The organism is Corallococcus sp. AB045 (assembly GCF_003668895.1).
GTDB classification, from domain to species: domain Bacteria; phylum Myxococcota; class Myxococcia; order Myxococcales; family Myxococcaceae; genus Corallococcus; species Corallococcus coralloides.
Genome location: NZ_RAWN01000064.1, coordinates 25554 through 47623, shown reverse-complemented (window position 1 = coordinate 47623; position 22070 = coordinate 25554). Strand labels below are relative to the sequence as shown.

Annotated in this window: 14 protein-coding genes; 6 read left to right on the top strand and 8 right to left on the bottom strand. The window is 70.0% G+C overall.

What is annotated here, in order from left to right; translation table 11 throughout:
- The first annotated feature begins 252 nt into the window (after positions 1–252).
- Positions 253–2145, top strand: a complete 1893-nt coding sequence (locus tag D7Y21_RS17520; RefSeq protein ID WP_121714518.1) for a Hint domain-containing protein — start codon at positions 253–255, stop codon at positions 2143–2145.
- Here D7Y21_RS17520 and D7Y21_RS42785 read toward each other — a convergent pair.
- The 3 genes from D7Y21_RS42785 to D7Y21_RS17505 are packed head-to-tail and all read right to left on the bottom strand — an operon-like array spanning position 2142 to position 6626.
- A complete protein-coding gene (locus D7Y21_RS42785) occupies positions 2142–4136 on the bottom strand; it encodes a HipA domain-containing protein (RefSeq protein ID WP_233612155.1) in 1995 nt (664 codons plus the stop codon). The genes D7Y21_RS17520 and D7Y21_RS42785 overlap by 4 nt on opposite strands.
- A gap of 1 nt (position 4137) precedes the next feature.
- Positions 4138–5799: a DUF262 domain-containing protein gene (locus tag D7Y21_RS17510; RefSeq protein WP_120563580.1), complete on the bottom strand. Its 1662-nt coding sequence runs from the start codon at positions 5797–5799 to the stop codon at positions 4138–4140.
- Positions 5800–5849: 50 nt separating this feature from the next.
- Entirely contained in the window at positions 5850–6626 is a 777-nt protein-coding gene (locus tag D7Y21_RS17505; protein WP_120563757.1) for a CPBP family intramembrane glutamic endopeptidase, read from the bottom strand.
- A gap of 226 nt (positions 6627–6852) precedes the next feature.
- Here D7Y21_RS17505 and D7Y21_RS17500 point away from each other — a divergent pair, with 226 nt between their 5' ends.
- Positions 6853–8034 carry a hypothetical protein gene (locus D7Y21_RS17500; RefSeq protein ID WP_120563581.1) on the top strand — a complete coding sequence of 394 codons (1182 nt, stop codon included), beginning with the start codon at positions 6853–6855 and terminating at the stop codon, positions 8032–8034.
- On the opposite strand, the gene D7Y21_RS17495 is transcribed toward D7Y21_RS17500, so the two are convergent.
- Complete coding sequence (locus D7Y21_RS17495) at positions 8031–9695, bottom strand: alpha-amylase family protein (RefSeq protein WP_121714516.1); 1665 nt, start codon at positions 9693–9695, stop codon at positions 8031–8033. The two genes, D7Y21_RS17500 and D7Y21_RS17495, sit on opposite strands and share 4 nt — an antisense overlap.
- A 158-nt stretch (positions 9696–9853) precedes the next feature.
- On the opposite strand from D7Y21_RS17495, the gene D7Y21_RS17490 reads away from it, so the two are divergent.
- The 4 genes from D7Y21_RS17490 to D7Y21_RS42780 all read left to right on the top strand — a co-directional run bounded on the left by D7Y21_RS17490 (position 9854) and on the right by D7Y21_RS42780 (position 14508).
- A complete protein-coding gene (locus tag D7Y21_RS17490; RefSeq protein ID WP_121714514.1) occupies positions 9854–10816 on the top strand; it encodes a TIGR03885 family FMN-dependent LLM class oxidoreductase in 963 nt (320 codons plus the stop codon).
- 23 nt (positions 10817–10839) lie between these two features.
- Positions 10840–11946, top strand: a complete 1107-nt coding sequence (locus tag D7Y21_RS17485; RefSeq protein ID WP_233612146.1) for a winged helix DNA-binding domain-containing protein — start codon at positions 10840–10842, stop codon at positions 11944–11946.
- 348 nt (positions 11947–12294) lie between these two features.
- On the top strand, positions 12295–13728 hold the full coding sequence (locus tag D7Y21_RS17480; RefSeq protein WP_255427332.1) for a Tox-REase-5 domain-containing protein: 1434 nt from the start codon (positions 12295–12297) through the stop codon (positions 13726–13728).
- Between the two features lie 12 nt (positions 13729–13740).
- Positions 13741–14508, top strand: a complete 768-nt coding sequence (locus D7Y21_RS42780; RefSeq protein WP_233612144.1) for an immunity 52 family protein — start codon at positions 13741–13743, stop codon at positions 14506–14508.
- Here D7Y21_RS42780 and D7Y21_RS17470 read toward each other — a convergent pair.
- From D7Y21_RS17470 to D7Y21_RS17455, 4 genes are all read right to left on the bottom strand, one after another.
- Complete coding sequence (locus D7Y21_RS17470) at positions 14474–17419, bottom strand: DEAD/DEAH box helicase (protein ID WP_121714508.1); 2946 nt, start codon at positions 17417–17419, stop codon at positions 14474–14476. The two genes, D7Y21_RS42780 and D7Y21_RS17470, sit on opposite strands and share 35 nt — an antisense overlap.
- A gap of 69 nt (positions 17420–17488) precedes the next feature.
- Complete coding sequence (locus D7Y21_RS17465; RefSeq protein ID WP_120563588.1) at positions 17489–19546, bottom strand: TonB-dependent siderophore receptor; 2058 nt, start codon at positions 19544–19546, stop codon at positions 17489–17491.
- An 88-nt stretch (positions 19547–19634) separates the two neighbouring features.
- Positions 19635–20702: a PEGA domain-containing protein gene (locus D7Y21_RS17460; protein ID WP_121714524.1), complete on the bottom strand. Its 1068-nt coding sequence runs from the start codon at positions 20700–20702 to the stop codon at positions 19635–19637.
- A gap of 43 nt (positions 20703–20745) precedes the next feature.
- Positions 20746–21978 (bottom strand): serine/threonine-protein kinase, encoded by a 1233-nt coding sequence (locus tag D7Y21_RS17455; RefSeq protein WP_233612142.1) that lies wholly within the window; start codon positions 21976–21978, stop codon positions 20746–20748.
- Positions 21979–22070 lie beyond the last annotated feature (92 nt).

Genomic DNA, 22070 nt, shown 5'->3' with positions numbered 1-22070 from the left:
GGACGGCTCGGGGGGCGGGGGCCGGCATGCGCGGCCCATCCTCTCCGTTCGTCCCCTCCCGCGCTACATCCCCGCTCAGCCGCGACCCGGGATGTTTCAATCCCTGTCGTCCCCACCCTCTTAATCACAGGCACCCAGATGTCACAGACGTCAATCTGATTTCATGGGACATCAGGAACTGTCGGATGCATACTCAATGTGAACCGAGCCAATACTCATGGTGAGACGGCGTCCGGTTCGAGGAGTTCCCCGATGCTCCACGTCACCCCCAGCTGGAAGCGCCTCGCCCTGTCGGCGATGGTGTTCTCGACTCCCCTCATGGCCGGCTGCACGGCCGAGCCCACGCGCGAAGCTCCGGCGGCCGCCGTGCGCCAGGACCGGGCCCACGACTCGCTGAAGATGTCGAAGCTGTACGCGCAGTGGAAGCAGCAGCACGCCAATGGCACCCAGATGCCGCTCGACCTGGGCGACGCGGATCAGTACGCCTTCCTGATGAAGCGCCTGGAGGCGGCGGGCAACACCCCGGCCAACTCCCCGCGCCTGTTCTCCAGCCTGTCGCGGCAGCGTGAGCGCGTGCTGGCCCAGAGGGCCTCCGGCGACGTGAAGGCACAGACCACGACCGCCGAGTGGTGCGGCCACCTGCTGCCGCTGGAGGAGATTGCTCACGGCAACGGTGAGACGACGTTCGAGGGCTCGGGCTACCTCACCTGCGCTGGCGGGGCGGACTACTCCTACGTGGACTTCAACGCGTACTCCACGACGCCGGACCGCCAGGAGTTCCAGCTGCTGGCCACGACGGCCACGGAGGACTACCTGGCCAAGACGCTGGAGACGGATCCGCTGAACGTGGTGCTGGACGCGGGTCCGGACCGGGTCCTGTATTACGACTCGGTGGCCATGGCCTACGACGAGGCCAGCGGCCGGATGGAGACCTTCTACTCCACCGCGGACACCACGGTGCTGCTGCTGCCGCCGGGTCTGAACTTCGACCACCCGCGTGAGCTCATCGGCACGGGCCTGGCGGGCAACGCCATCCGCACCTGCCTGGAGCGCGGCTCCGCGACGGGCGCGCTGGACTGCGACTACACGCTGGCGAAGAAGGACGCGGCCGGCAACATCACCGCCTTCGCGGGCGGCTACACGGGCGTGGCGGCGGTGAACGCCCAGCAGTCCGTGGTCGCGAAGAAGTGGCTGCCGGACACGACGGCCTACTGGCCCACGCCGGGCGCGTTCAACGCGGCCAAGCTGTACCTGCCGGCGCAGGGCACCTACGTGACGGGCCTGCCGGCCAACTGCTCCGTGCAGTCGGTGAAGAGCGAGGTGAACATCGTCCTCCTGAGCGCGGGTGGCCGCTGCAAGGTGAACAACGTCGCGGCGACCACGCCGGGACAGGTCGTGCTCACGGGCAGCCTGCCGCTGGGCACGGGCGTGGACGCGTCCAGCATTCCCTTCAACGGGCTGATGGACCTGGGCACGGACTGCCTGGCCCACGAGCAGGACGTGGCGATGCAGGCCTTCACCACCGTGGTGGCGACGTGCCCCCGCTCCGGTGGCGGCTTCAGCCCGGTGACGCGCGTGGGCTTCCGCCGGCTGGCGGTGCTGGACTTCAAGAACAGCTGCCTCGCGGCGGGCACGCGCGTGCTGCGCGCGGACGGCAAGTCCGTCCCCGTGGAGTCCGTGAAGGTCGGTGACCGCGTGCTGTCGAACACGGACGGCCGCGCCCTCACCGTCACCACCGTGACGAAGGGCACCGAGTCCCAGCCCATGGTCCGCCTGAAGGCGGGCAAGGGCCAGGACGTGCTCGTCACCAACACCCACCCCATGGTCAGCCGCACCCGCGGCGTCGTGACGGCGGGCGAGCTCGCGGTGGGCGACGTGCTGCTGACGAAGGACGGCGAGGCGACGCTGGCCTCCGTGGAGCGCGTGCCCTTCAAGGGCCAGGTCTACAACCTGACCCTGGGCACGGACACGGAGCTGCTGGACGTGGGCGCGAAGGAGCACACGCTCATCGCCAACGGCTTCCTGGTCGGTGACGCGCGCATGCAGACGGACCTGGCGCGTGAGAAGCACTCGCCCGTCTCCTCGGACGTGCTGGCCGTGCTGCCCGCCGCGTGGCACGCGGACTACCTGAACAGCCGCCGCTAATCGCGCGAACGCAGCAGGTAGAAGACGTAGCCGTAGCTGTCCCCGTGGCGGCGGTACAGGTTCACCTCCTGTTCCGCCGCCGCGATGACCTCGCGCAGCGCCGCGTCCGCGGTGGGGCGCAGCCGTTCGATGCGCTGCAGGAGCGGCGTGTAGTAGTCGTCCCACCACGCGGACGCGGGCAGCGTGAAGGTGTCCAGCACCGTGAAGCCCGCCGCCTCCGCGCTGGCTCGGTTCTGGGCGATGTTGCCCATGGACGGGTACCCGGCGGACCAGAAGCGCACCGCCTCCGGGGGCCGGACGTCCGTGAGCCAGGTGCACTCGGTGACGGCCACCTGCCCACCGGGCGCGAGCAACGGCCGCCACTGGCGCAGCCCCTGCTCGAAGCCCACCAGGTAGATGGCGCCCTCGGACCAGAGCAGGTCGACGGAAGCAGGCGGCAGCGACAGCGCGCTCATGTCCTCCTGACGCGTGACGATGGCGTCCGCCAGTCCCTGCTCGCGGGCCTCGCGCTCCAGCCTGTCGAGGTAGGGCCGGTGCAGGTCCACGGCGGTGACGCGCGTGCCCAGCTCCCGCGCGAGCACCAGCGACTGCCGTCCGGTGCCCGCGCCCAGGTCCAGCACGCGCGGCGAGGGCGGCAGCGGGGACAGGCGCCGCAGGGCTTCCCGGGTGCAGGCGTCGCTGCCGGGGCCCAGGCGGGGCAGCTCGTTGTAGAGGGTGAAGAAGGCGTTGACCGTCTGGCGCAGCTCGCCCGCGCTGCGCTTCACGTTGCCCTGGAGCAGCGGGACGCGCTTCCAGTGCTCCTCGATGCGCTGCTTGAAGAGCTCCGGCATGGGCAGGTCCGCGCGCAGCGTGGTCCACGTGTCGAGCGCGACTTCGACGGCGCCCTTCACCACCGGGAGGACGTCCTCGTCCGCCAGGCCCAGCTTGCGCGCCAGGCGCTCGAAGCTCTGGAGTGACACGTCCTCGAAGCGCTTGGACTTCGCCAGGTTCAGCGCGAGCTGATCCTGCGGCATGTACTGGATGGTGGAGACGAAGTCGTACGCGGGCGACAGCGTGGGGCGCGTGCCGTCCGGATAGTAGAGCGACCAGTTCTTGTGGTGCGCGTCGCCGTTGCCGCACGCGATGATGAACACCAGCCGCCGCAGGAACTCCTGGAGCGCTTCCAGGCCCGCGACCTTGAGCAGCACGTTGGCGATGGTCTCGTAGTTGTACTTCTTGTACTTCTCGTCGGAGTACAGCCCCAGCACCTGCGCCAGGTCCTCCATGTGCACGCGGCGGCCGGGGGACGGCCGGTCGAAGCGGCGGATGGCGTACGCCAGGTCCTCGCGCAGGGTGATGCCTTCCGGAAGGCCGTGCAGCTCGGAGACCGGGAGCAGTTGGAGCTCCGGCACGTCGATGCCGGTCGCCCGCGCCCACGTCATCACGGACAGCTCGTTCTCCGGCACGCGGTCGTAGCGGTTGTCCGGGAGCTTGACGATCCAGTCTCCGCCCAGGCCGCCCATGGGCAGCGTCATGCCCCGGTCGCGCCGGAGCATGGAGAACTTGAGCTGCACGCCCGCGAGCGAGAAGCGCAGCGGTTCGCCGTCCGACACGGGCTCCGCGGGGACGTCCACGAGCGGCGCGTCGTGGCCGGCGAGCTCACCCGCGGGGCGGACGATGACGGCGCCGGAGAGGTCCGCGCCCAGGTGGGCGATGAAGAAGAACTCGCGCTGCCGGGCGATGTGCTGGCGTTCGGAGATGAGGTCGCGCAGCGGGCCTTCGGGCAGGAGGTTGGAGAAGAACGGCGGCAGCCGCATGCGGCTGGTGTGGCGGCGCGACAGGTCGTCCTCGAAGAACTGGCCCAGGACGGGGCGCGGGTAGCGCTGGCGGTAGTCCTCGGAGAGGCTGAACTCGATGCGCTCGTCCGCGAGCAGCGTGAGCGTGCCGACGTGCACGTCTCCAATGAGGACGTCGAGGATGCCCGTGGTGGACACGGGGAGCGTGGGGTCCATGTCAGTCCTCATCGTCGTCGATGATCATCGACTGGAGCGAAGGCCGGTCCGAGTCGTCCCAGCGCGTGCGGGCCTCCATGAACTGGCGCAGGACGGGCTCCAGGACCATCTGGCGCAGGTGGAGGAACGCGCCGTCATTGCGCCGCAAGGACTCCAGGGCCTGCGGGCTGAGGCCGTGGCTGTGGAGGATGTCCTCGCCCGGAGGCGGCTGCGCTTCGAGCATCTGGGAGAGGGCGTGTCCCGGCACCGGGGGATGGAAGAGGAAGTTGAAGGTCCCTTCCATCAGGCGCCGGACCGTCCTCCGGTCAAAGACCCGCTGCGTGCTCCACCGGGGGTCGCCCGCGGGAAGGAGGGGCTGGAAGCCGTCGCCCGGCTGCTCCAGCAGCTCCCCGGGCTCCAGCACCGCGCCCGTCAGCAGGTGGCGCGGCTGGAGGGACAGCATCGCGATGCGCAGGACCAGCGGGGGCCGCGCGATGGAGTGGGGAATGACGGGCATGCCCGTCTCCATCCACCAGCGGATGAGCGGCGGCGGCACCTGCGCCAGCAGCGTCTGGAGGGAGCGCTCCTCGTCGGAGCGGATGGCCGCGAAGACCTGGAGGGCCTCCGGGGGCTTCAGCTCCCAGCCGCCGAAGACGATGTGGCGCCAGAGCCAGCGCGACAACAGCTCGCGCGAACGCGGTGTCGGCTCCGGGTGCAGCTGGAAGAACCGCGTCAAAAGCACCAGCGAGTTCTCCGGCGCGGGCAGGAGCTTGAGGTGCGGGATGAACGCATCGCGCTTGAGGAACACGATGGCGTCCCGGAGCGCCCGGTCCGTGCGGCGGACGGTCTCCGTGAGCTCGTCGTCCTGGTTGAGCTGTTCCTGGTAGCCCCGCGTGAAGTCCAGGCCACGCACGGCCAGCACGGCGCGCAGCAGCAGCGACTCCGGGATGCTCCCGAAGCCCAGCTCCCGCAGCCCCTCGGTCACGGACTCCAGGCTGAGCGAGCGCGAGCCCACGTACAGCGCGTTGAACACCTCTTCATCCGTGAGCGGGCGGCCCGCGGTGTTGAGGCGCTTGAAGATGATGCGGAGGACCTTCTCGTCCGCCGTGTCCACGACGTACGCGGGCACCTGGTACTCGCGGATGGCCTTGCCCAGACGGATGGCGGCGCGCAGGTGCTCCGGGTGCGCCTCACGGCCCGGGTAGCGGTTGAGCCAGTGGAGCAGCGACTCGCTGTCCAGCACCTCGTTCATCGGCAGCCAGTGCGGTGGCGGTGCCCCGGCCTCCGGAGGCGCGTGCAGCTCCTCCGTCTCCAGGTCGAAGTACAGGTGGAAGTCATCGCGTCCGGCCTCGTCGCCATAGGACGGATGCAGCAGCACGCCCGCGAGCGCAGTCACGCGCTGCTGTCCATCCACGGCCCACAGGCCCTGGCTGGTGGAGGGCGCGTCGATGCGCACGGGGCCGAAGCTGACATTGGCGGCGGGGGCTTCCCGGCGCCAGAACAACAGGGTCCCGATGGGATAGCCCCGGTACACGCTGTCCAGCAGGTCGCGCACGTCCTCCGCGGTCCACCGCAGGGGGCGCTGGAAGTCGGGGATGCGCACCTCGCCGCGCCGCACGCGGTCGAGCAGGTCCTCGATGCTGAACGACTTCGTCTCCGGGCGCCGCGTCAGGGGAGCGGGCATCGCGAGCCTCCTCCCCCAAGTCTGTAACCCGAAGCTCCCGAACCCGCCACCTACACCGTGGAGCCACGTCGCTTCGGCAGCAGCCCCACCAGTCCCAGCGCGACCAGGCCCGTCACGGCGGACAGCACGCGGCCACCCTGCCCCACCGCGTTGATGTCCAGCTGCAGGTCCAGCAAGGCGTTCGCCAGGTTCCAGCCCCAATGCAGCCCCACGGCGCCCCACAGTGAGCCCGTGCGGGCCACCGCCGCCGCGTACGCGAGCCCCGTGCAGAACAACATCAGCCACTCCAGCGGACCATTCCCCAACCGGTACACGTGCGTGAGCACGAACACGCCCGCGGACAGGGCCACGTAGCCCGCGCCCTGCCCCGCCACCGGCCACGCGCGGTACCAGAAGCCGCGCGCCACGATGTCCTCCGCCACGGAGGGAACGAACGTGGACACCGCCACGCCCAGCGCGGCCACCAGCAGCGTCGTGCCCATCAGCGGCTTCTCCAGGGGCTGCACGCGCATCACGCCCACCGCCACACCCACCAGCACGGACAGCGGCTTGAGCACCAGCATCACCGCCAGCGCCCGCGCGAGCGCGGAGCCACGCCACTCCAATGCATACGCATGAAAGCCATTGCGGTAGCCCAGCCACCGCCCTACGCCCCAGGCCACCGCGTGGAAGAGCAGCATCAGCGCCGCCGTCACCGCGAAGCTGCCCAGCACCCGGCCGCCAATCCCCTCCGGCGCTTCGTAGCAGGCGAACAGCACAGCGAACGCGAACGCGTAGCGCAGCGCGACGCCCGGAGGAGACGATGACTCGGAAGGTGCGTGGCTCATGAACAAGGCCCCCTCTTAACGCGGGAAATGTCCCCACCGCACAGCCAACCTTGAAGCCCCTGCCGTGGTGACTGGCGCCATCCTCCTGGTGACTGGAGTCACCGCCGGAGCGCCCGCCACCGCATCCTCATCCCTGGAAAATCCACGAGTTACGAGCGGCCCCGGGGCGGCATGCGCGCTGCAATGGGTGAGGGCAACGTCGCTGCTCAGACCCCAGGTGAAAACCATGATCGACCTCAAGGCCACGGCCCGCTCCTCCTCCCTGATGCGCCCCAACGCCGCGGAGTCCGCGCTCGTCAACCCGAAGGCACAGCTCTCCGCGGGGCCCGTGGCGGACGCCTCCCGGAGCATGCCCGCGCGGGGCTTCAGCCAGGTGGACTCGTTCGAGCCCGTGATCATCAACCGGCGGCAGCCGCTCGCGATGCCCGGGCTGGAGGGGGCGGCGGACATGCTCGGCGCCCCGGCCGCCTTCGCCCCCCGCGGGCTCCCCCCGCAGCTCCAGGACCTGGCGCCGGCCTCGGTCAACTTCGCCCCCCGCGGGCTCCCCCCGCAGCTCCAGGACCTGGCGCCGGCACCGGTCACCTTCGCCCCCCGGGGGCTCCCCCCGCAGCTCCAGGACCTGGCCCCGGCTCCGGCTCAGACCAAGGAGCCGGCTCCGGCTCCGCAGGCCTCCAACTCCGGCGTCCCGAGCGCCAATGACAAGCGCCCGGCCGGGGACAAGCGGTCCGCCGCGCAGATCGTCGACGACACGCCCGCGCTGAAGAACCTGGGCCGCCAGAAGGACATCAAGTTCGAGCAGCTGTGCAAGCAGACGGGCGTCGACCCCAAGCTGGACCTGAAGGACCCGAAGCAGAACGCCGACGGTGTCTACCGTCTGGCCAAGGTGCTGGAGTTCATCGACAGCGCCAAGGCCTCCACGGGCGACGACCGGTCGAAGAAGGTCCAGAACGGCAAGGGCGACGGCAACATCGAGGGCATCACCAAGGACGGCGACGCGCGCCACGGCACGGAGGCCGGCATGGTCAAGGACTTCGCCGAGAAGGGCTACTCCTTCCTGGGCGAGCACCAGCTGCCGACCACCAAGGACACCCACGTGAAGGCGGACGGCAGCAACAAGGACAACTTCCAGTGGGCCGCGGGCGAGGCGGGCAAGGCCCTCTGGTTCCTGCCGGGAGTCAGCAACGTCCTGACGGGCGTGGGCAACTCGGAGGGCGGCTTCAAGGGCGTCCTCGAGGGCGCCGCGAAGGGCTACGTCAACACCCTGAAGGGCGCCGCGGAGGGCGTCATCGGCTCCATCACGAAGGGCCGCGCCAACCCGGCCGGGATGATCTTCGGAGGCGTCATGGGCGCGCTGGGCAGCACCGAGGCCGCCCCGCAGCCGGTGAAGGACATCGCCAACCTGTTCTAGGGCAACGGCTCCGTCCGGTGCTTGCGCGCGGGGTTCTCCAACCCCACGCGGAACCACCGGTAGCCGTAGCCCTCCAGCGTGAGCCCGTGGCGCTGGCCGTCCACGGGCTCGGAGTGGTCCTCGCTCAGCACGTTGAACAGCGTGCACGGCGCCTCGCCGCCCGGATCCAGCTTCACCGTGCAGGGCCGGGCGGACAGGTTGTGCAGCACCACCAGCGCGTTGCCCTTCCATTCGTACCGGATGGCCAGCACGCCCTTGTTGCCCGTGCGCAGCACCTTCCACGCGCCCCACCCCAGCTCCGGGCACTCCTTGCGCGCGCGGATGATGCGCTCGGTCCAGTTGAGCTGCGAGGCCGGGTCGCGGCGCTGCTGCGCCACGTTCACCTGCCGGAAGCCGAACGGCCCCTCCGACACCAGGGGCTTCACCGGCGCCTCCGCCAGCGTGAAGCCGCCGTGCGGCTCCGGGCTCCACTGCATGGGCGTGCGCACCGACTGCCGCTCCACGAGTGACAGGTTCTCCCCCATGCCCAGCTCGTCGCCGTACCAGAGCACTGGAGTCCCCGGCAGTGAGAACATCAAACTGTAGGCCACCTCGATGCGGCGGCGGTCCCCGTCCAGCATCGACGCGAACCGGCGGCGCAGGCCCCGGTCATACAGCTGCATGCCCTTGTCCGGTCCCAGCGCCTCGAAGACCTCCAGCCGGTCCTCGTCCGACAGGCGCCCCAGGTCCAGCTCGTCGTGGTTGCGCAGGAAGTTCGCCCACTGCGCCGTGTGCGGCAGCTTGGGGGCTGACTTCAGCGCCTGCACCAGCGGCGTCACGTCCCCGCGCGTGAGCGCCAGGTAGAAGTTCTGGTTCGCCAGGAAGTTGAACACCATCTGCATGCGGTCGTTGTCGCCGAAGAACTCCACCACCTCGTGCATGGTGACGTTGGCTTCCGCGAGCAGGATGGCGTCCCCTTTGCGCCATGAGAGGAATTCGCGCATCTCCTCCAGCAGCTTGTAGGGGTTCTTCACGTCCGGGTTCTTCACGCCCTTCAGCTCGACGAGGAAGGGCACCGCGTCCACGCGGAAGCCGGACACGCCCAGCTCCAGCCAGTACCCCATCACCTTGAGGATCTGCTCGCGCACCTCCGGGTTCGCCACGTTGAGGTCGGGCTGGAAGTCGAAGAAGCGGTGGAAGTACCAGAGGCGCGCCTCCTTGTCGTACGTCCACGTGGAGGGCTGCACGCCCGGGAAGACCATGCCCTTGTTGGCGTCCTTGGGCTTCTTCTTCGCCCACACGTAGTAGTCGCGGAAGCGGCTGTCCGGGTCCTTGCGCGCGGCCTGGAACCACGGGTGCTGATCCGACGTGTGGTTCACCACCAGGTCGATGATGACGCGGATGCCGTGCAGCTTCGCCTCGTGGGTGAAGGCCACGAAGTCGCCCAGGTCCCCCAGGCGCGGATCCACGCCGTAGTAGTCGCTGATGTCGTAGCCGTTGTCGCGGTTGGGCGTGGGCTGGAAGGGCAAGAGCCACAGGCAGGTGATGCCCAGGCCCGCCAGGTAGTCCAGCTTGCGGCGCAGGCCCGTGAAGTCCCCCACGCCGTCGCCGTTGCCGTCCATGAACGTCTCGACGTCGAGGCAGTAGACGACCGCGTTCTTGTACCAGAGGTCTTCAATCATGCCGTTCCCTTTAGCCCTCCGTTCCCGGGCGGCATCCGGAGACTCCTGCGCGCCGTGAGGAACCCCACACCCGGGGGCAGACAGGCTTCGTTCAGCCAACACTCGCGTGAACACGGGCCTCGCGGGAGGGCAGCTCCGGCTCCAGGGTGGACGCATCCATGCCCCTCATCGGATTCCACGCGTCGCACGAACAGTTCCCGCCCAGCGAGCTCTTGCGCCTCAGTCAGAGGGCGGAAGGCGCGGGCTTCCAGGCCGCGCTCAACTCCGACCACTTCCACCCGTGGACGGAAGCGCAGGGGCAGAGCGGCTTCGCCTGGGCGTTCATGGGCGCGGCGCTCGCGACCACCGGGCTGTCCTTCGGCTCCGTCACGGCGCCGGGCCAGCGCTACCACCCGGCCATCGTCGCGCAGGCGCTGGGCACCCTGAACGAGATGTATCCCGGCCGGGCATGGATGGCGCTCGGCAGCGGCCAGTACCTCAACGAGGCCATCACCGGCACGGGCTGGCCCGCGAAGGACCTGCGCAACGCGCGCCTGAAGGAGTGCGTGGACATCATGCGCGCCCTCTTCCGGGGCGAGACGGTGACGCACCGGGGGCTCGTCACGGTGGAGGAGGCGAAGCTCTACACGCGCCCCAAGGACATGCCCCTGCTGGTGGGCGCGGCCGTGACGCCGAAGACGGCGAGCTGGGTGGGCAGCTGGGCGGACGGGCTCATCACCACCGCGAGGCCCCCGGAGGAGCTGCGCAAGGTGGTGGACGCCTTCCGCGAGGGCGGCGGCGAGGGCAAGCCGATGTTCCTCAAGGTGCAGCTGTCCTACGCGAAGGACGACGAGCTCGCGCGTGAAGGCGCGTACAACCAGTGGGCGTCCAACATCTTCGCCAACAGCGTGCTGACCGACCTGCGCTCCCCCGCGCAGCTCCAGGAGGCCGCGAACGTGGTGCAGCCGCACGACCTGGACGGCCCGCTGCGCGTCTCCAGCAGCCTTCAGCAGCACGTGGACTGGCTGGGCGAGGACCTGCGCCTGGGCTTCGACCGGCTGTACCTGCACAACGTCAACCGCGAGCAGGACGGCTTCATCGAGGCGTTCGGCGAGAAGGTGATTCCGGCCCTCACCCGCTGAAGCCGCTGGTTATGCTCGGGCGCATGTCCACCGAAGTGCTGTCCCGTCAGGCCCTCAACCGCGCCACGCTCGCGCGTCAGTTGCTGCTCACGCGCGAGAAGATGACCGTGCCGCGCGCCATCGAGCACCTGGTGGGGCTGCAAGCCCAGCTCGCGCGTCCGCCGTACCTGGCCCTCTGGTCGCGCCTCCAGGGCTTCCAGCGCGACACGCTCACGAAGCTGGCGCTGAAGCGGGAGCTGGCGCGCGGCACGATGATGCGCGGCACGCTGCACCTGATGACCGCGAAGGACTACCTGCGCTACCGCGGCCTCTTCCAGCCCCTGCTCAACGCGGCCATGCGCTCCGTGCTGAAGGAGCGCGCCGCGGCGTTGGATCTGCCCGCGCTGCTGGCCACCGCGAAGCCCTTCCTCCAGGAGCAGCCCCGCACCTTCGAGGAGGTGCGCGAGCACCTGATGAAGCACCATGTGGACGGCGATGAGCGGGCGATGGGCTTCGCTACGCGGATGGGATTGCCGCTCGTCCAGGTGCCCGAGGAGGGGCTGGAGTGGGGCTGGCCCGGAAACTCCGGTTTCACGCTGGCGGAGTCGTGGCTGGGAGAGAAGCTCTCCACGGACGATGACGCGTCACCGCTGGTGCTGCGTTACCTGGCCGCCTTCGGTCCCGCCACCGTGGCGGACATGCAGTCCTGGTCCGGCATCAAGCCGTTGAAGGACGCTTTCGAGAAGGTGCGCGGCAAGCTGGTGGAGTTCCGCGACGAGAAGAAGCGCGTCCTCTTTGATTTGCCCAAGGCCCCGCGCCCGCCGGAAGACACGCCCGCGCCGGTGCGCTTCCTGCCGGACTTCGACAACCTCATCCTCTCCCACGCGGACCGCACCCGCGTCGTGCCGGAGGAGCACCGCGAGAAGCTGTCCACGAAGAACCTGCGCGTGCTGAACGTGTTCCTCGTGGACGGGCGCACCGCTGGCGTCTGGACCACCGAGCGCACGAAGGGCACCGCGACGTTGGTGTGCAACGCCTTCGACCCGCTGAAGAAGCCCGTCCGCGACGCACTGGTGCAGGAGGGAGAGGACCTCCTGCGCTTCAGCGACCCGGACGCCGCGAAGGTGGCGGTGACGTTCGCCGCGAAGTAGCGCCGAAGGACCTCTCGACTCCTGACATGGCCCCGCCGGCTTGGCCGAGTTGTCGGACCCGGCGGTTATGACCGGGCTCTGCACGCCACACCGGAGTGCAGTCAAGAGGCGCGCGCGATGGGGAACCCCTGGTGGGCCTGGGTGCGAACAATGCGGGCTGGCGTCCTGCTGACGTGCCTGGCCCTTCTCTTCACCGGCTGCGCCTCGGTGCCTTCCGGGCATCGAAGCTCGCTGAGCTACACCTCCCGCACGGCCACGGACTCCCCCGGCGTGCGTGCGTCGAACACTGAGGCGCCGAGAGCATCCGCTCCGGCGTCGAGCGTTACGCCTCTCAAGACAACGCAGCCGTTGTACCGCCGCAAGGCCGAGCGCGAACTGGCGACGGGGGCAAGCCCCGTTCGTGCGGTGGCCATGGCGGACGCCGCCCGCTCCGACGACGTGCAACCGGATGCCTGGGAGCAGTTGCTGACGAACGCAGGAATGGAGGCACGAGACGAACGTCCGCTGGAAGGCGTGCTGACGCCCAAGCAAGCGGCGCGACTGATGGGAGTGCTTCTGGGCAAGCCCGTCACGTCGAGCACCTTCCCGCCTCGCATGGCCGCGAGCTTCATCCTCCGCGAGGTGATGGAGGGCGGCGAAGTCACACGGCAGGAGCTTTCGCGGCGGGTGGCGCGATTCTCCCGGGAACGGATCGCTGTGCTGCGACCCGACGGCTATCTCGCGTGGGCACTCACCGGGCGCACCCAGCAGAAGGTGGCAACGGTCGAATGGAAGGACGGTGCCTTCCTCGCGCATGGCTTCGAACTGGGCCGCTTCTACAGCGGCAAGGGCGGCGTCTTCCGGACCGTGGACGCGCAGCTCCAGGCTTCGGACTGGCGGCCTCTGGCGGACGTGTACGACGACGCGGACGTCATCAGCCGAACCCTGGATGGCGCCGAGGATGCCTTCGCGGAGCTGTACCACGCGCTGGGACAGTTGCTCTCGCGTCCCGTGGACAGCATCGCGGGCCTGAGCCACCTGCCAGCCGGCGTGGCGGCGCTCATCGCTTCATCGCCCGCGTACTGGGAGCGCTTCCAGTCCATGACCCGTGGTGAGCAGATCCGTGAAGTATCGCGGCTGACGACGGGGCTGCTCCTCACCGGGGGAGCGGCCTCGGCCACGACGCGGACGCTGAAGGGAATGGCGGTCGGCGCGGAAGTCTCGATGCCGGTGCTCTCGCTGTCGGCGGAGGGGGCGCTGGCACTGGAACGCGTCGCGGTACCAGCAGGGCGCGCGGCGGCGGCACTGAGCGGCGGGCCCGGGGCGGCCATCCTCCTCCAGCGCGCGAACACGACTGGCAGTGGCGCGGCTCCATCCAAGGGGCCCGGGCAGTGGGCGCCCACCAACGAGGCGATGTCTCCGCGTGCCCGACGCTACCAGGAGCAGATCACCGGACACACGGCGGATGAGGCGTATTGGGTCGGCGGCACGAGTACGAAGGCCGGAGGCGTCAAGTTCGATGGGTTCAGAGATGACGTGCTACTGGACGCCAAGGGGCCTGGCTACGCGGCGTTCTTCAATGAGGATCTCTCCCCCAAGAATTGGTTCATTTCTTCGGGCAAGGCCGACGAACTCGTGACCCAAGGGATGCGACAGGTCAGAGCCGTCCGTGGAATGGGAATTCGGATTGAATGGCACGTCGCTGAGAAGCATGCGGCAGACTCCATTCGGAAGTTGCTAGAGGGCAATAACGTCACGGGAATCACCGTCATCCCAACGCTGGTGCACCCGTTGAACCCTTGAGAGACACACGTCATGACGACCCTCGCTGATTCCAGGACCTATCCAGAGACCTACTACGCAGGTGCCTACTGGGGTCCGCGACGAGAGTCGCCCGAGGCATGTGCCCAGCATGCGGCGGCCTTTTTCAACCTGCTGGCCGCATGCGATCCCCTGCTGGCGCACTGGAACAAGATCCCCAAGCCGCGCGGCAAGGGACGCAAGACGCCCCTCATGCCTCCCGACCTGCCCACCCTGACCGAAGCGTTCCGTCGTGGTGTCAACCGTGAGCCGGGCGGACCCGCCTTCGAGCAATTGGGGCTGAGGGTCAGCGCATACAACGATGGCCCGCCTGGGGAAATGGTGTCCGTCAGCATGAACTGCGGAGCCTATGAGCAAAACAACAACGTCTGCGTCCTGTATCTCCCATCGAAAGGAGAGAGTGCGGAGCGCCTCATCACGGCCTCGATGCTGACGAAAGTGGCTCGCAGCATGGCGCTGGCCTGGGAACCCGATTGGGCGGTGGCCATGTCCGAGACGTATCGAGGGATGGACGGCAGGCAGGGCAAGGACGACCCGTGGCTCGGCTGGGTGACGTACCTCGCCCGTCACCGGGGCACGGTGCCGCCACTGCCCGCCCCCGTGCGCATCGAGCCGGTGGAAGACAAGGGCACGCTGATCATCCTGACCCCCGAACGCTTCACCGTGGCCAACCCCGAGCACATCGCGCTGGCTCGGCGGGTGCGCGAACTGCTGGCCCAGGCAGGGCTCATGCAAAGAGCTGGAGCAGGTCCTCTCGGGTGATGGCAGCAGCGCCCGAGGCTTCGCTGAGCGCGGCTTCGAACAGGGCTCGCTTCTTCTCCTGGAGGCCGAGAATCTTCTCCTCCACCGTGCCCTGGGACACGAGCCGGTAGACCATCACCGGCCGCTCCTGTCCGATGCGGTGGGCCCGGTCCGCGGCCTGTGCTTCCACCGCCGGGTTCCACCACGGGTCCATCAGGAACACGTGGTCCGCCGCCGTGAGGTTCAGGCCCGTGCCGCCGGCCTTCAGCGACATGAGCAGCACCGGCGCTCCGTCCTGCCCCTGGAAGCGCGACGTCACCTCGCCCCGGTTCGCCGTCGCTCCGTCCAGCCGCTCGAAGCCGATGCCCGCACCCTTGAGGCCCGGCTCGATGAGATCCAACAGCGACGTCCACTGGGAGAAGACCAGCGCCTTGTGGCCCTCCGACACCGCCGTCTCCAGCGCGTCCACCAGCGTCTGCACCTTGGAGGACGTCTTCGCGTGCTGCCCCGGCACCAGCGCCGAGTGGCAGGCCGCCTGCCGCAACCGCAGCAACGCCTCCAGCGCCTTGAGCACGCTGCCACCCTCGTTGAGCAGCGCCACCACCTCCGCTCGCGTCGCGGCCATCACCGCGTCGTAGACGGAGCGCTCGCGCTCATCCAACTGCACGTGCATCACGGAGTCGGTGCGCGGCGGCAACTCCGGCGCCACGTCCCGCTTGAGGCGGCGCAGGATGAACGGGCGGATGCGGCGGCGCAGGCCTTCCGCCGCGCCCGGCCTGCCGTCCGCGATGGGCTGCGCCGTCTTCTCCTCGAACTGGCGGCGGCCACCCAACAGGCCCGGGTTGGTGAAGTGCATCAGGCTCCACAGCTCGTCCAGGCGGTTCTCCAGCGGCGTGCCGCTGAGCGCGAGCCGCAGGTTCGCCTTGAGCCCGAACGCCGCGCGCGACACCTGGCTCTCCGGGTTCTTGATGGCCTGCGCCTCGTCCAGCACCACCGCCTCCCACGTGGGCGCGCCCAGCACCGCCGCGTCCAGGCGCAAGAGCGCGTACGTGGTGAGCGTGATGTCCGCCGCCGGGTCCAGCTTGCGGCCGGGACCGTGGTACACGCAGACCTTCAACGACGGCCGGAAGCGCTGCAACTCCGCCACCCAGTTGGGCAGCACGCTCGTGGGGCACACCACCAGCGACTTCGGCCCCAGGATGCAGATGGTCTGGAGCGTCTTTCCCAGACCCATGTCGTCCGCGAGGATGCCGCCCAGCCCCGCGCCCTTGAGGAACGACAGCCAGCTCACGCCCTGCTGCTGATACGCGCGCAGCGTGGCGTTGAGCTCCGCGGGCAGCACCGGCGGCGGCAGCTTCTCGAAGCCCTCCACCAGCGGGGCCAGCTTGTCCAACCCCGGAGGCGGCGGCTGGTCCAACGACTCGCACAGCTGCGTCAGCTCCGGCAGCGCGTGGTTCGCGACGCGGCCGTCCTCCTGGCGAGCGGCCAGCAGGTCCGCCACGCGCTGCCCGTTCTTGTCCAGCCACGCGCGCGGCAGCGGCGCCCAGCCGCCACCGTCCAGCGGCACCAACCCCAACCCCTCCGTCCACGCCCGCACCACCGCCGCCGCGTCCACCGTGCGCGCGCCGCCCTTGCCGCCCTCCACCTCGAACTCCAGCGCGAAGCGCACCTCCGGCACACCCGCGCCGGATGCGCCGCCCTCCACGCGCAGGGACGGCTTGAGGCGCATGTCCGGGCTGACGATGCCCGCCGCGTCGCCGCCCAGGTCACCCCGGAACTTCCGCAGCTTGTCCGCGAAGCGCATCATCTCCGGCCCCTGCACCGTCAGCCGGCGGCCGGGCACCAGGTTCAACTCGTCGCGCAGCTGGTGGAGCAGCTTCTGCTCCGCGGCCTCGTCACGCAGCGGCACCGCGCCGCGCAGGTACACCATGCGCCCGTTGTCGATGCGCACCGTCGGCGGCGCGCCGTACACCAGCGTGGGCAGCACCGACAGGCCCTGGGTGAGCTGGTTCAGCTCCAGGAGGATGCGCGGCTTCAGGTCGCGGTCCAGCGGCGGCAGGCGGCGGCTCCGCATGTCCACCGGCATGCGCCGCGCCAGCTCCGGCAATATCTTCGCGGACAACTCCCCCAGCTGCTCCGGCGAATACGTGCGCACGAGCGGCAGGTGCTGGAGCCACGCGCCCGTCATCGCCGTCTCGCCCAGGCGCACCAGGGACTCCGCCGTCAGCGCGACGCCGGGGCTCACCACCTCCGTGATGCGCGAATCCCTCGTGATGGTGATGACCCACTGCTGGCCCTTGTCCTCCACCTTCGCGCGCGGGGGCAGCACCTCACCGGACACCGCCACCGGCCGGCCATCCAGGAGCACGTTGCGCGCGGGCTCCAGGGCCCTCAGCAGCGCGTCCAGCTTCTCCGCGAGCAGCGGTCCCCGGGTGCGCCGCTCCAAGAGGCGCTCCATCACCAGGTCCACCTGCTCCACCTGCAACGTGACGCCGGCCTGGGGCTTCGCCAGGCGCCCGGTGAGGTCCTCCAGCGGCTCCTCCGTGCCGTCCGCGTGCGCGAGGACGCGGTGCAGCTGCAGCCCGCCCTCCACACGCGTGAAGCGGTACACCACGCGCGACCAGCGCTCCGACACCGCCTCCAGCGGCGCGTCCTGCTTCTCCGCCTTGTCCAGGGAGATGGCCGCCGCGACCACGTGCTCGCACGGGTCCACCGGGCTGGGGCAGTCGCACTCCCACGCCTCGTCGCCCGGGTAGAGGACGACGGTGAAGGCCACGGCCCGGCCCGCCACCTTCACGCGCAGCTCGACCTCCGAGCCCGTGCGCGACTGGAGCGCCACCGCGCCGTCCCGCGCGAGGCTGACGCCCTTGGACCAGAGTCCCGGCTTGGCTTCTTTCCGGACGGCTTCGAGGAGCTGGGTGTTCTCGGACATGGCAGGCGGCTTCCCTACGCCCCGCCACGCCCTTGCGCAACGTCGGATGCACCTCGGCTGACGGCCAGGCTACTCGTCGTCGTACGACGGCTCGAAAAGGTAGGTGAGCTTCACCATGAACTCGCGGCTGAACACCGGCAGGGGCGCGTGTCCGCCGTTGTACGGCTGGGCCACCCGGAAGTCGCTGCCCAGCAGGTTGTAGACACCCGCGCCAATCTCCAGGCCCTTCGTCCCCACGTTCTCCGCGCGCACGAAGAGGTTGAGCAGCAGCCGGGGCGACAGCGTCTGGACCTCCGACACGCCCTCCTCGTCCGGCGCCCCCACGGCGAAGCGCTGGCCCACCAGCACGGCGGTGGGGCTGACGGACAGCCACGGCAGCACCTTCGCCGTGCCCGCCAGCGTCACCTTGTGCGTGGGCAGGCCGGTGAAGGCCTTGGGCTGGCCGGGCACCAGGTAGTCCTCCACGTCGTTGCGCCCGCCCGGCCGGTAGAACGAATAGCCCGCCTGCACGCGGCCCCAAGAGCCGCGCAGCCGGTAGTCCAGCTCGATGCCCCGGCTGCCCAGGCGGCCCAGGTTGCGGTACGCCTCCGTCCCCGTGTCCGCGTCGTACGAGTAGATGATGGGGTCCGTCACGCCCACGTCGAAGGCGTTGGCGCTCAAGCTCTGGCCCTCGCCCATGCGCACGGTGGCCTCCAACTCGTACACCGTGGTGCGCTCCGGCCGGACGTCGTCGCCCAGGGAGATGTTCTCGATGCCCGGCGCGCGGAAGGCGCGGCTGTAGAGCGCCTTGCCGCTCACCGGCCCAAAGGACTTGAGCAGCACCAGGCGCGGCACGAACGAGCTGCCAAAGGCGCTGTGGTCCTCGAAGCGCGCGCCCGCCACCACCGTGGCGATGGGGTTGTCCGAGTACACCTCCATGAAGGCCGCGACGTTGCGGTAGGAGACGACGTCCTCGTCGCCGTTGAAGGGCTCCTGCAGGCCGATGCCCGCGGGGCCCCGGAGCTGCCCCTGGTCGAACGCCAGGTCCACGCCGCCCGTGAGCTGGAGGAAGTCGAACGCCGCCCAGCGCGCCAGGGCCCGGCCCCGCAGGCGCCGGTAGCGCTTGTCGTAGAAGAAGTCCGACGACTCGTCGGAGTCCCGGTAGGACTCGCCCAGCGTGAGGTTCAGCCGGGGGATGATTTCAATCCGGTCCGTGGGCCGGAAGCGGTCGCTCAGCTCGGCATGGAACGACTCGAAGTCGGTGTTCGCGGGCGCGGGCAGCACCTCGTCCACGGAGACCACCGACGTGGTGTCCTGGCGCTGGTACAGGATGCTCAGCTGGAGGTCCCGGTAGCCCACGCCCGCCTGCACCACCGTGGGGTCCAGCTGCGACGCGCCGTTCATGCTCGCGGAGCCGCCATAGAAGTCGTCGAACACGGCGTCGCTGCGCTGCCCCTGCCCCAGCGACGCGGAGGCGAACGCGCTCAGTCCCGGCACGCTCTCGAAGACCTTGCGGCCGGACAGCGTGAGGCTGCGGCGGCCCAGGCCGTGCGAAAGCTGCCCGTACGTGCCCACCGCCAGCGCGTCCGTGCTGCCCTGGATGCCCCGGGTGATGACGTTGATGACGGCCAGCTCCGCGTTGCCGCCGTAGATGACGGAGCCGGGGCCACGCACGACCTCGATGCGTTCGATCAGCTCCACCGGGAACTCGTGCCCCAGCTGCATCGTGGAGTAGAGCTGCTCGTTCATCTCCTTGCCGTCGATGATGAGCAGCACCTTGCCTTCCTGGCCCCACAGGCCCCGGAAGCCCGGTCCCACCGTGCCCTGCACGTCCACGCCGAAGAAGAAGCCGGGCACCTGCAACAGCACGTCCATCAGGTCCCGCGCACCGGAGGCGCGAATCTCGTCCGCGGTGATGGCCGTCACCACTGCCGGCGAGTCATGCAGCTTCGTGATGGCGAACGACGCCACCTGGCTGTGCACCTCCGGCTCCTCCTCCAGCTGGGCCTCGCGCTGCTCCTGGGCGGAGGGCATCTCCGGCGCCCCTGGATCCAGGGTGGGCTCCGGCGCCGTCTGCGCGAAGCCCGTGCCCGAGCCCAGCAACGCAAGCCATACACACACACGACGCCCGTGCCTGGTGAAACCCATACGAAACAACCTTCTCGAAGTTGGGGGGTAGGTTCTGGGACTGCGCGTACTGCATCGAATGCGGGCGTAAGCCTTGTTTCACTTCACTTCACTTCACGCGCACGCGGGTGCTGCGGCCCGGTTCGACGTCCACCGTCATGCGCCGCTTCACCTCGCCGTTCACGCGGACCTCCACCTTCGCGGGGCCGGAAGGCAGGGCCTGCGCGGAGATGGGCGGAAAGCCATACGGCCGGCCGTTGATCCACACCTCGCCGTAGAGCCCTGGCGACGTCACCTCCAGGTCGCCCCGCTGCGCCACCGCGGCCTTCGCCACGGAGGGCTCCGGCGGCTTCGAGGGCTCCGGGTCGCGCGGGGACGCCACGGTTCCATCCGCCGCCGGGGGCGAGGCCGGGGCGACGGCCGCCACCGGCGTCACGGCCGGCTTCGGCGCGGACGGCGTCAACTCCGCGGAGAGGTCGCGGTTGAGCGAGCGCACCGAGTCCGCGTCCACCTCCACCGTCTCCTCGTACAGGCGGCGGTCGCCCTGCGCGAGCACCACGCGGTGCGCGCCCGCGGACACCGGAAGCCGCGCCGGCGTCAGGTCCACCGCCCTGCCATCCACCATCACCACCAGCCCCGGCGGCGTGGACGTCACCAGCAGGAGCCCGCCCCTCGCCTCTTCCTGCGCGGCGGCCGGAGTGGCCTGCTGCTCGCGGGCGGCCCGCGCGGCGGCGAGCTTCGCGGCGCGGGTGCGCGGCGGCGCGCGGCCAGGCGCCGGCTCACGCGGCGTGGGCGCATGCACGGTCCGCGTCTGCTCGCGCGAGCGCAGGTCGGTGGCGATGCCCAACAGCCGCGTCAGGTCGCTGTCCCTGTCATCCGGGCGCAGCTTGAGCGCCTCCGTGAACTGCTCGACCGCGCGCTCGTAGTCGCGGTCCTCCAGCGCGGCCAGGCCCGACGCGCGCAGCGCCCGCACCAGCCCCGCGTTCGAGTCCTCCTTGGGCGGGGCCACGGCCGCCACGGTCCGAGGCAGGGCCACGGCGGGCGTGGGTTCCGGAGGCCGCGCGGCCACGGGCTCGGGCGGCGCGGCCTTGCGCGAGCGGACCACCAGGTACGCCCCGGCGTTCACGGCCACGGTGCCCAGCAGGATGACGGCGACCCAGGTCTTCTGATTCTTCACGTTCAAAGTCCCACTTCCCACGACGACACGGTGCGCCCGCCCTTCACGCGATGAACAGCCAGAACACCGCGCTGCCCACCAGCGCGACACCCGCCGCCGCGGCCAGCCACCAGGGGAACGCCCCGGCCGCGGCCGCCTGCTCCGGCGGCGGGATGACGCCCGTGGTGGAGCCCGTCCCGGTGCTCCGGGGCAGCATGCCCGTGGGCACCAGCGCGCTCGGCTCGCGCAGGTCCACCGCGTGCTCCGGCGGCGCGAAGGGCGACGGGCCGGAGATACCGCTGGGCATGCGCGTGGAGCCCATGCCCGAAGCGTCCGCGGACGCCCCCGGCGACGAGCCCGGCATGGACCCCGGCACCGCCAGCGCCGTGGACACGCGGCCGGAGGCATCCGGAGGAAAGAGCGTGGCCATCAGCGCCGCCAGCTCCCGGCCGCCGGACGTCCAGTGCTGCGCCGTGCGGTAGCGCTCCAGGTCGTCGTGCAGCTCGCGCGCGGTCTGGTAGCGCTGCGCGGGGTCCTTCGCCAGGCACTTGAGCAGGATGCGCTCCAGGTCCGGCGGGAAGCCCGGGGCCACGTGCGACGGCGGCGGCACGTCCCCCGCCGACGCGGCCATGATGGTGGCCTCCATCGTGTCGCGCTTGAACAGCCGGCGCCCCGTGGACGCCTCGTAGAGCACGATGCCCAGCGAATACAGGTCCGAGCGGTGATCCAGCTCCCGGTTGGTGATCTGCTCCGGGGACATGTACGCGTACTTGCCCTTCACCACCCCGGCCACCGTGCGCTCCAGGTTCACGGAGCTCTTCACGATGCCGAAGTCCGCCAGCTTCACGATGCCGTCACGCGACACCAGCACGTTGCCCGGCGTGATGTCCCGGTGCACCAGCTTTAGCGGCGTCCCGTCCGACAGCGTCTTCGCGTGCGCGTACGAGAGCGCGTCCGACATGGCCAGGCCCACGTCCACCGTCACCCGGGGCCCCAGCGGAATGTTCGCCGCCCCCGCGTGCCGCATGATGCGGTCCAGCGACTGGCCCTGGATCCACTCCATCGCCAGGTAGTACTGACCGTCGATCTTCCCGAAGTCGAACACCTGCACGATGTTCGGGTGCGTGAGCAGCGCCGCCACCTTCGCCTCGTCCGCGAACATCCGCGCGAAGGGCTCCAGGTTCGCGTACTCCGGCAGGATGCGCTTGATGACGCACGCCTTGGAGAAGCCGTCCGGACCGTCGATGGTCGCCAGGAACAGGTGCGCCATCCCGCCCGTGGCGAGCCGCTGCACCATTCGGTACTTCCCGAAGAGGATGTTCACCCCGGGTGCGGCCGGCGAAGGCGTCGCGGTATCAACCCTGTCCAAATTGTACTCCCGGGACGGAA

Bases quoted from the DNA above. Each gene is read 5' to 3' on its own strand.
- D7Y21_RS17520 (WP_121714518.1), top strand. From the start codon at position 253: ATGCTCCACGTCACCCCCAGCTGGAAGCGCCTCGCCCTGTCGGCGATG.
- D7Y21_RS42785 (WP_233612155.1), bottom strand. From the start codon at position 4,136: ATGGACCCCACGCTCCCCGTGTCCACCACGGGCATCCTCGACGTCCTC.
- D7Y21_RS17510 (WP_120563580.1), bottom strand. From the start codon at position 5,799: ATGCCCGCTCCCCTGACGCGGCGCCCGGAGACGAAGTCGTTCAGCATC.
- D7Y21_RS17505 (WP_120563757.1), bottom strand. From the start codon at position 6,626: ATGAGCCACGCACCTTCCGAGTCATCGTCTCCTCCGGGCGTCGCGCTG.
- D7Y21_RS17500 (WP_120563581.1), top strand. From the start codon at position 6,853: ATGATCGACCTCAAGGCCACGGCCCGCTCCTCCTCCCTGATGCGCCCC.
- D7Y21_RS17495 (WP_121714516.1), bottom strand. From the start codon at position 9,695: ATGATTGAAGACCTCTGGTACAAGAACGCGGTCGTCTACTGCCTCGAC.
- D7Y21_RS17490 (WP_121714514.1), top strand. From the start codon at position 9,854: ATGCCCCTCATCGGATTCCACGCGTCGCACGAACAGTTCCCGCCCAGC.
- D7Y21_RS17485 (WP_233612146.1), top strand. From the start codon at position 10,840: ATGTCCACCGAAGTGCTGTCCCGTCAGGCCCTCAACCGCGCCACGCTC.
- D7Y21_RS42780 (WP_233612144.1), top strand. From the start codon at position 13,741: ATGACGACCCTCGCTGATTCCAGGACCTATCCAGAGACCTACTACGCA.
- D7Y21_RS17470 (WP_121714508.1), bottom strand. From the start codon at position 17,419: ATGTCCGAGAACACCCAGCTCCTCGAAGCCGTCCGGAAAGAAGCCAAG.
- D7Y21_RS17465 (WP_120563588.1), bottom strand. From the start codon at position 19,546: ATGGGTTTCACCAGGCACGGGCGTCGTGTGTGTGTATGGCTTGCGTTG.
- D7Y21_RS17455 (WP_233612142.1), bottom strand. From the start codon at position 21,978: ATGGTGCAGCGGCTCGCCACGGGCGGGATGGCGCACCTGTTCCTGGCG.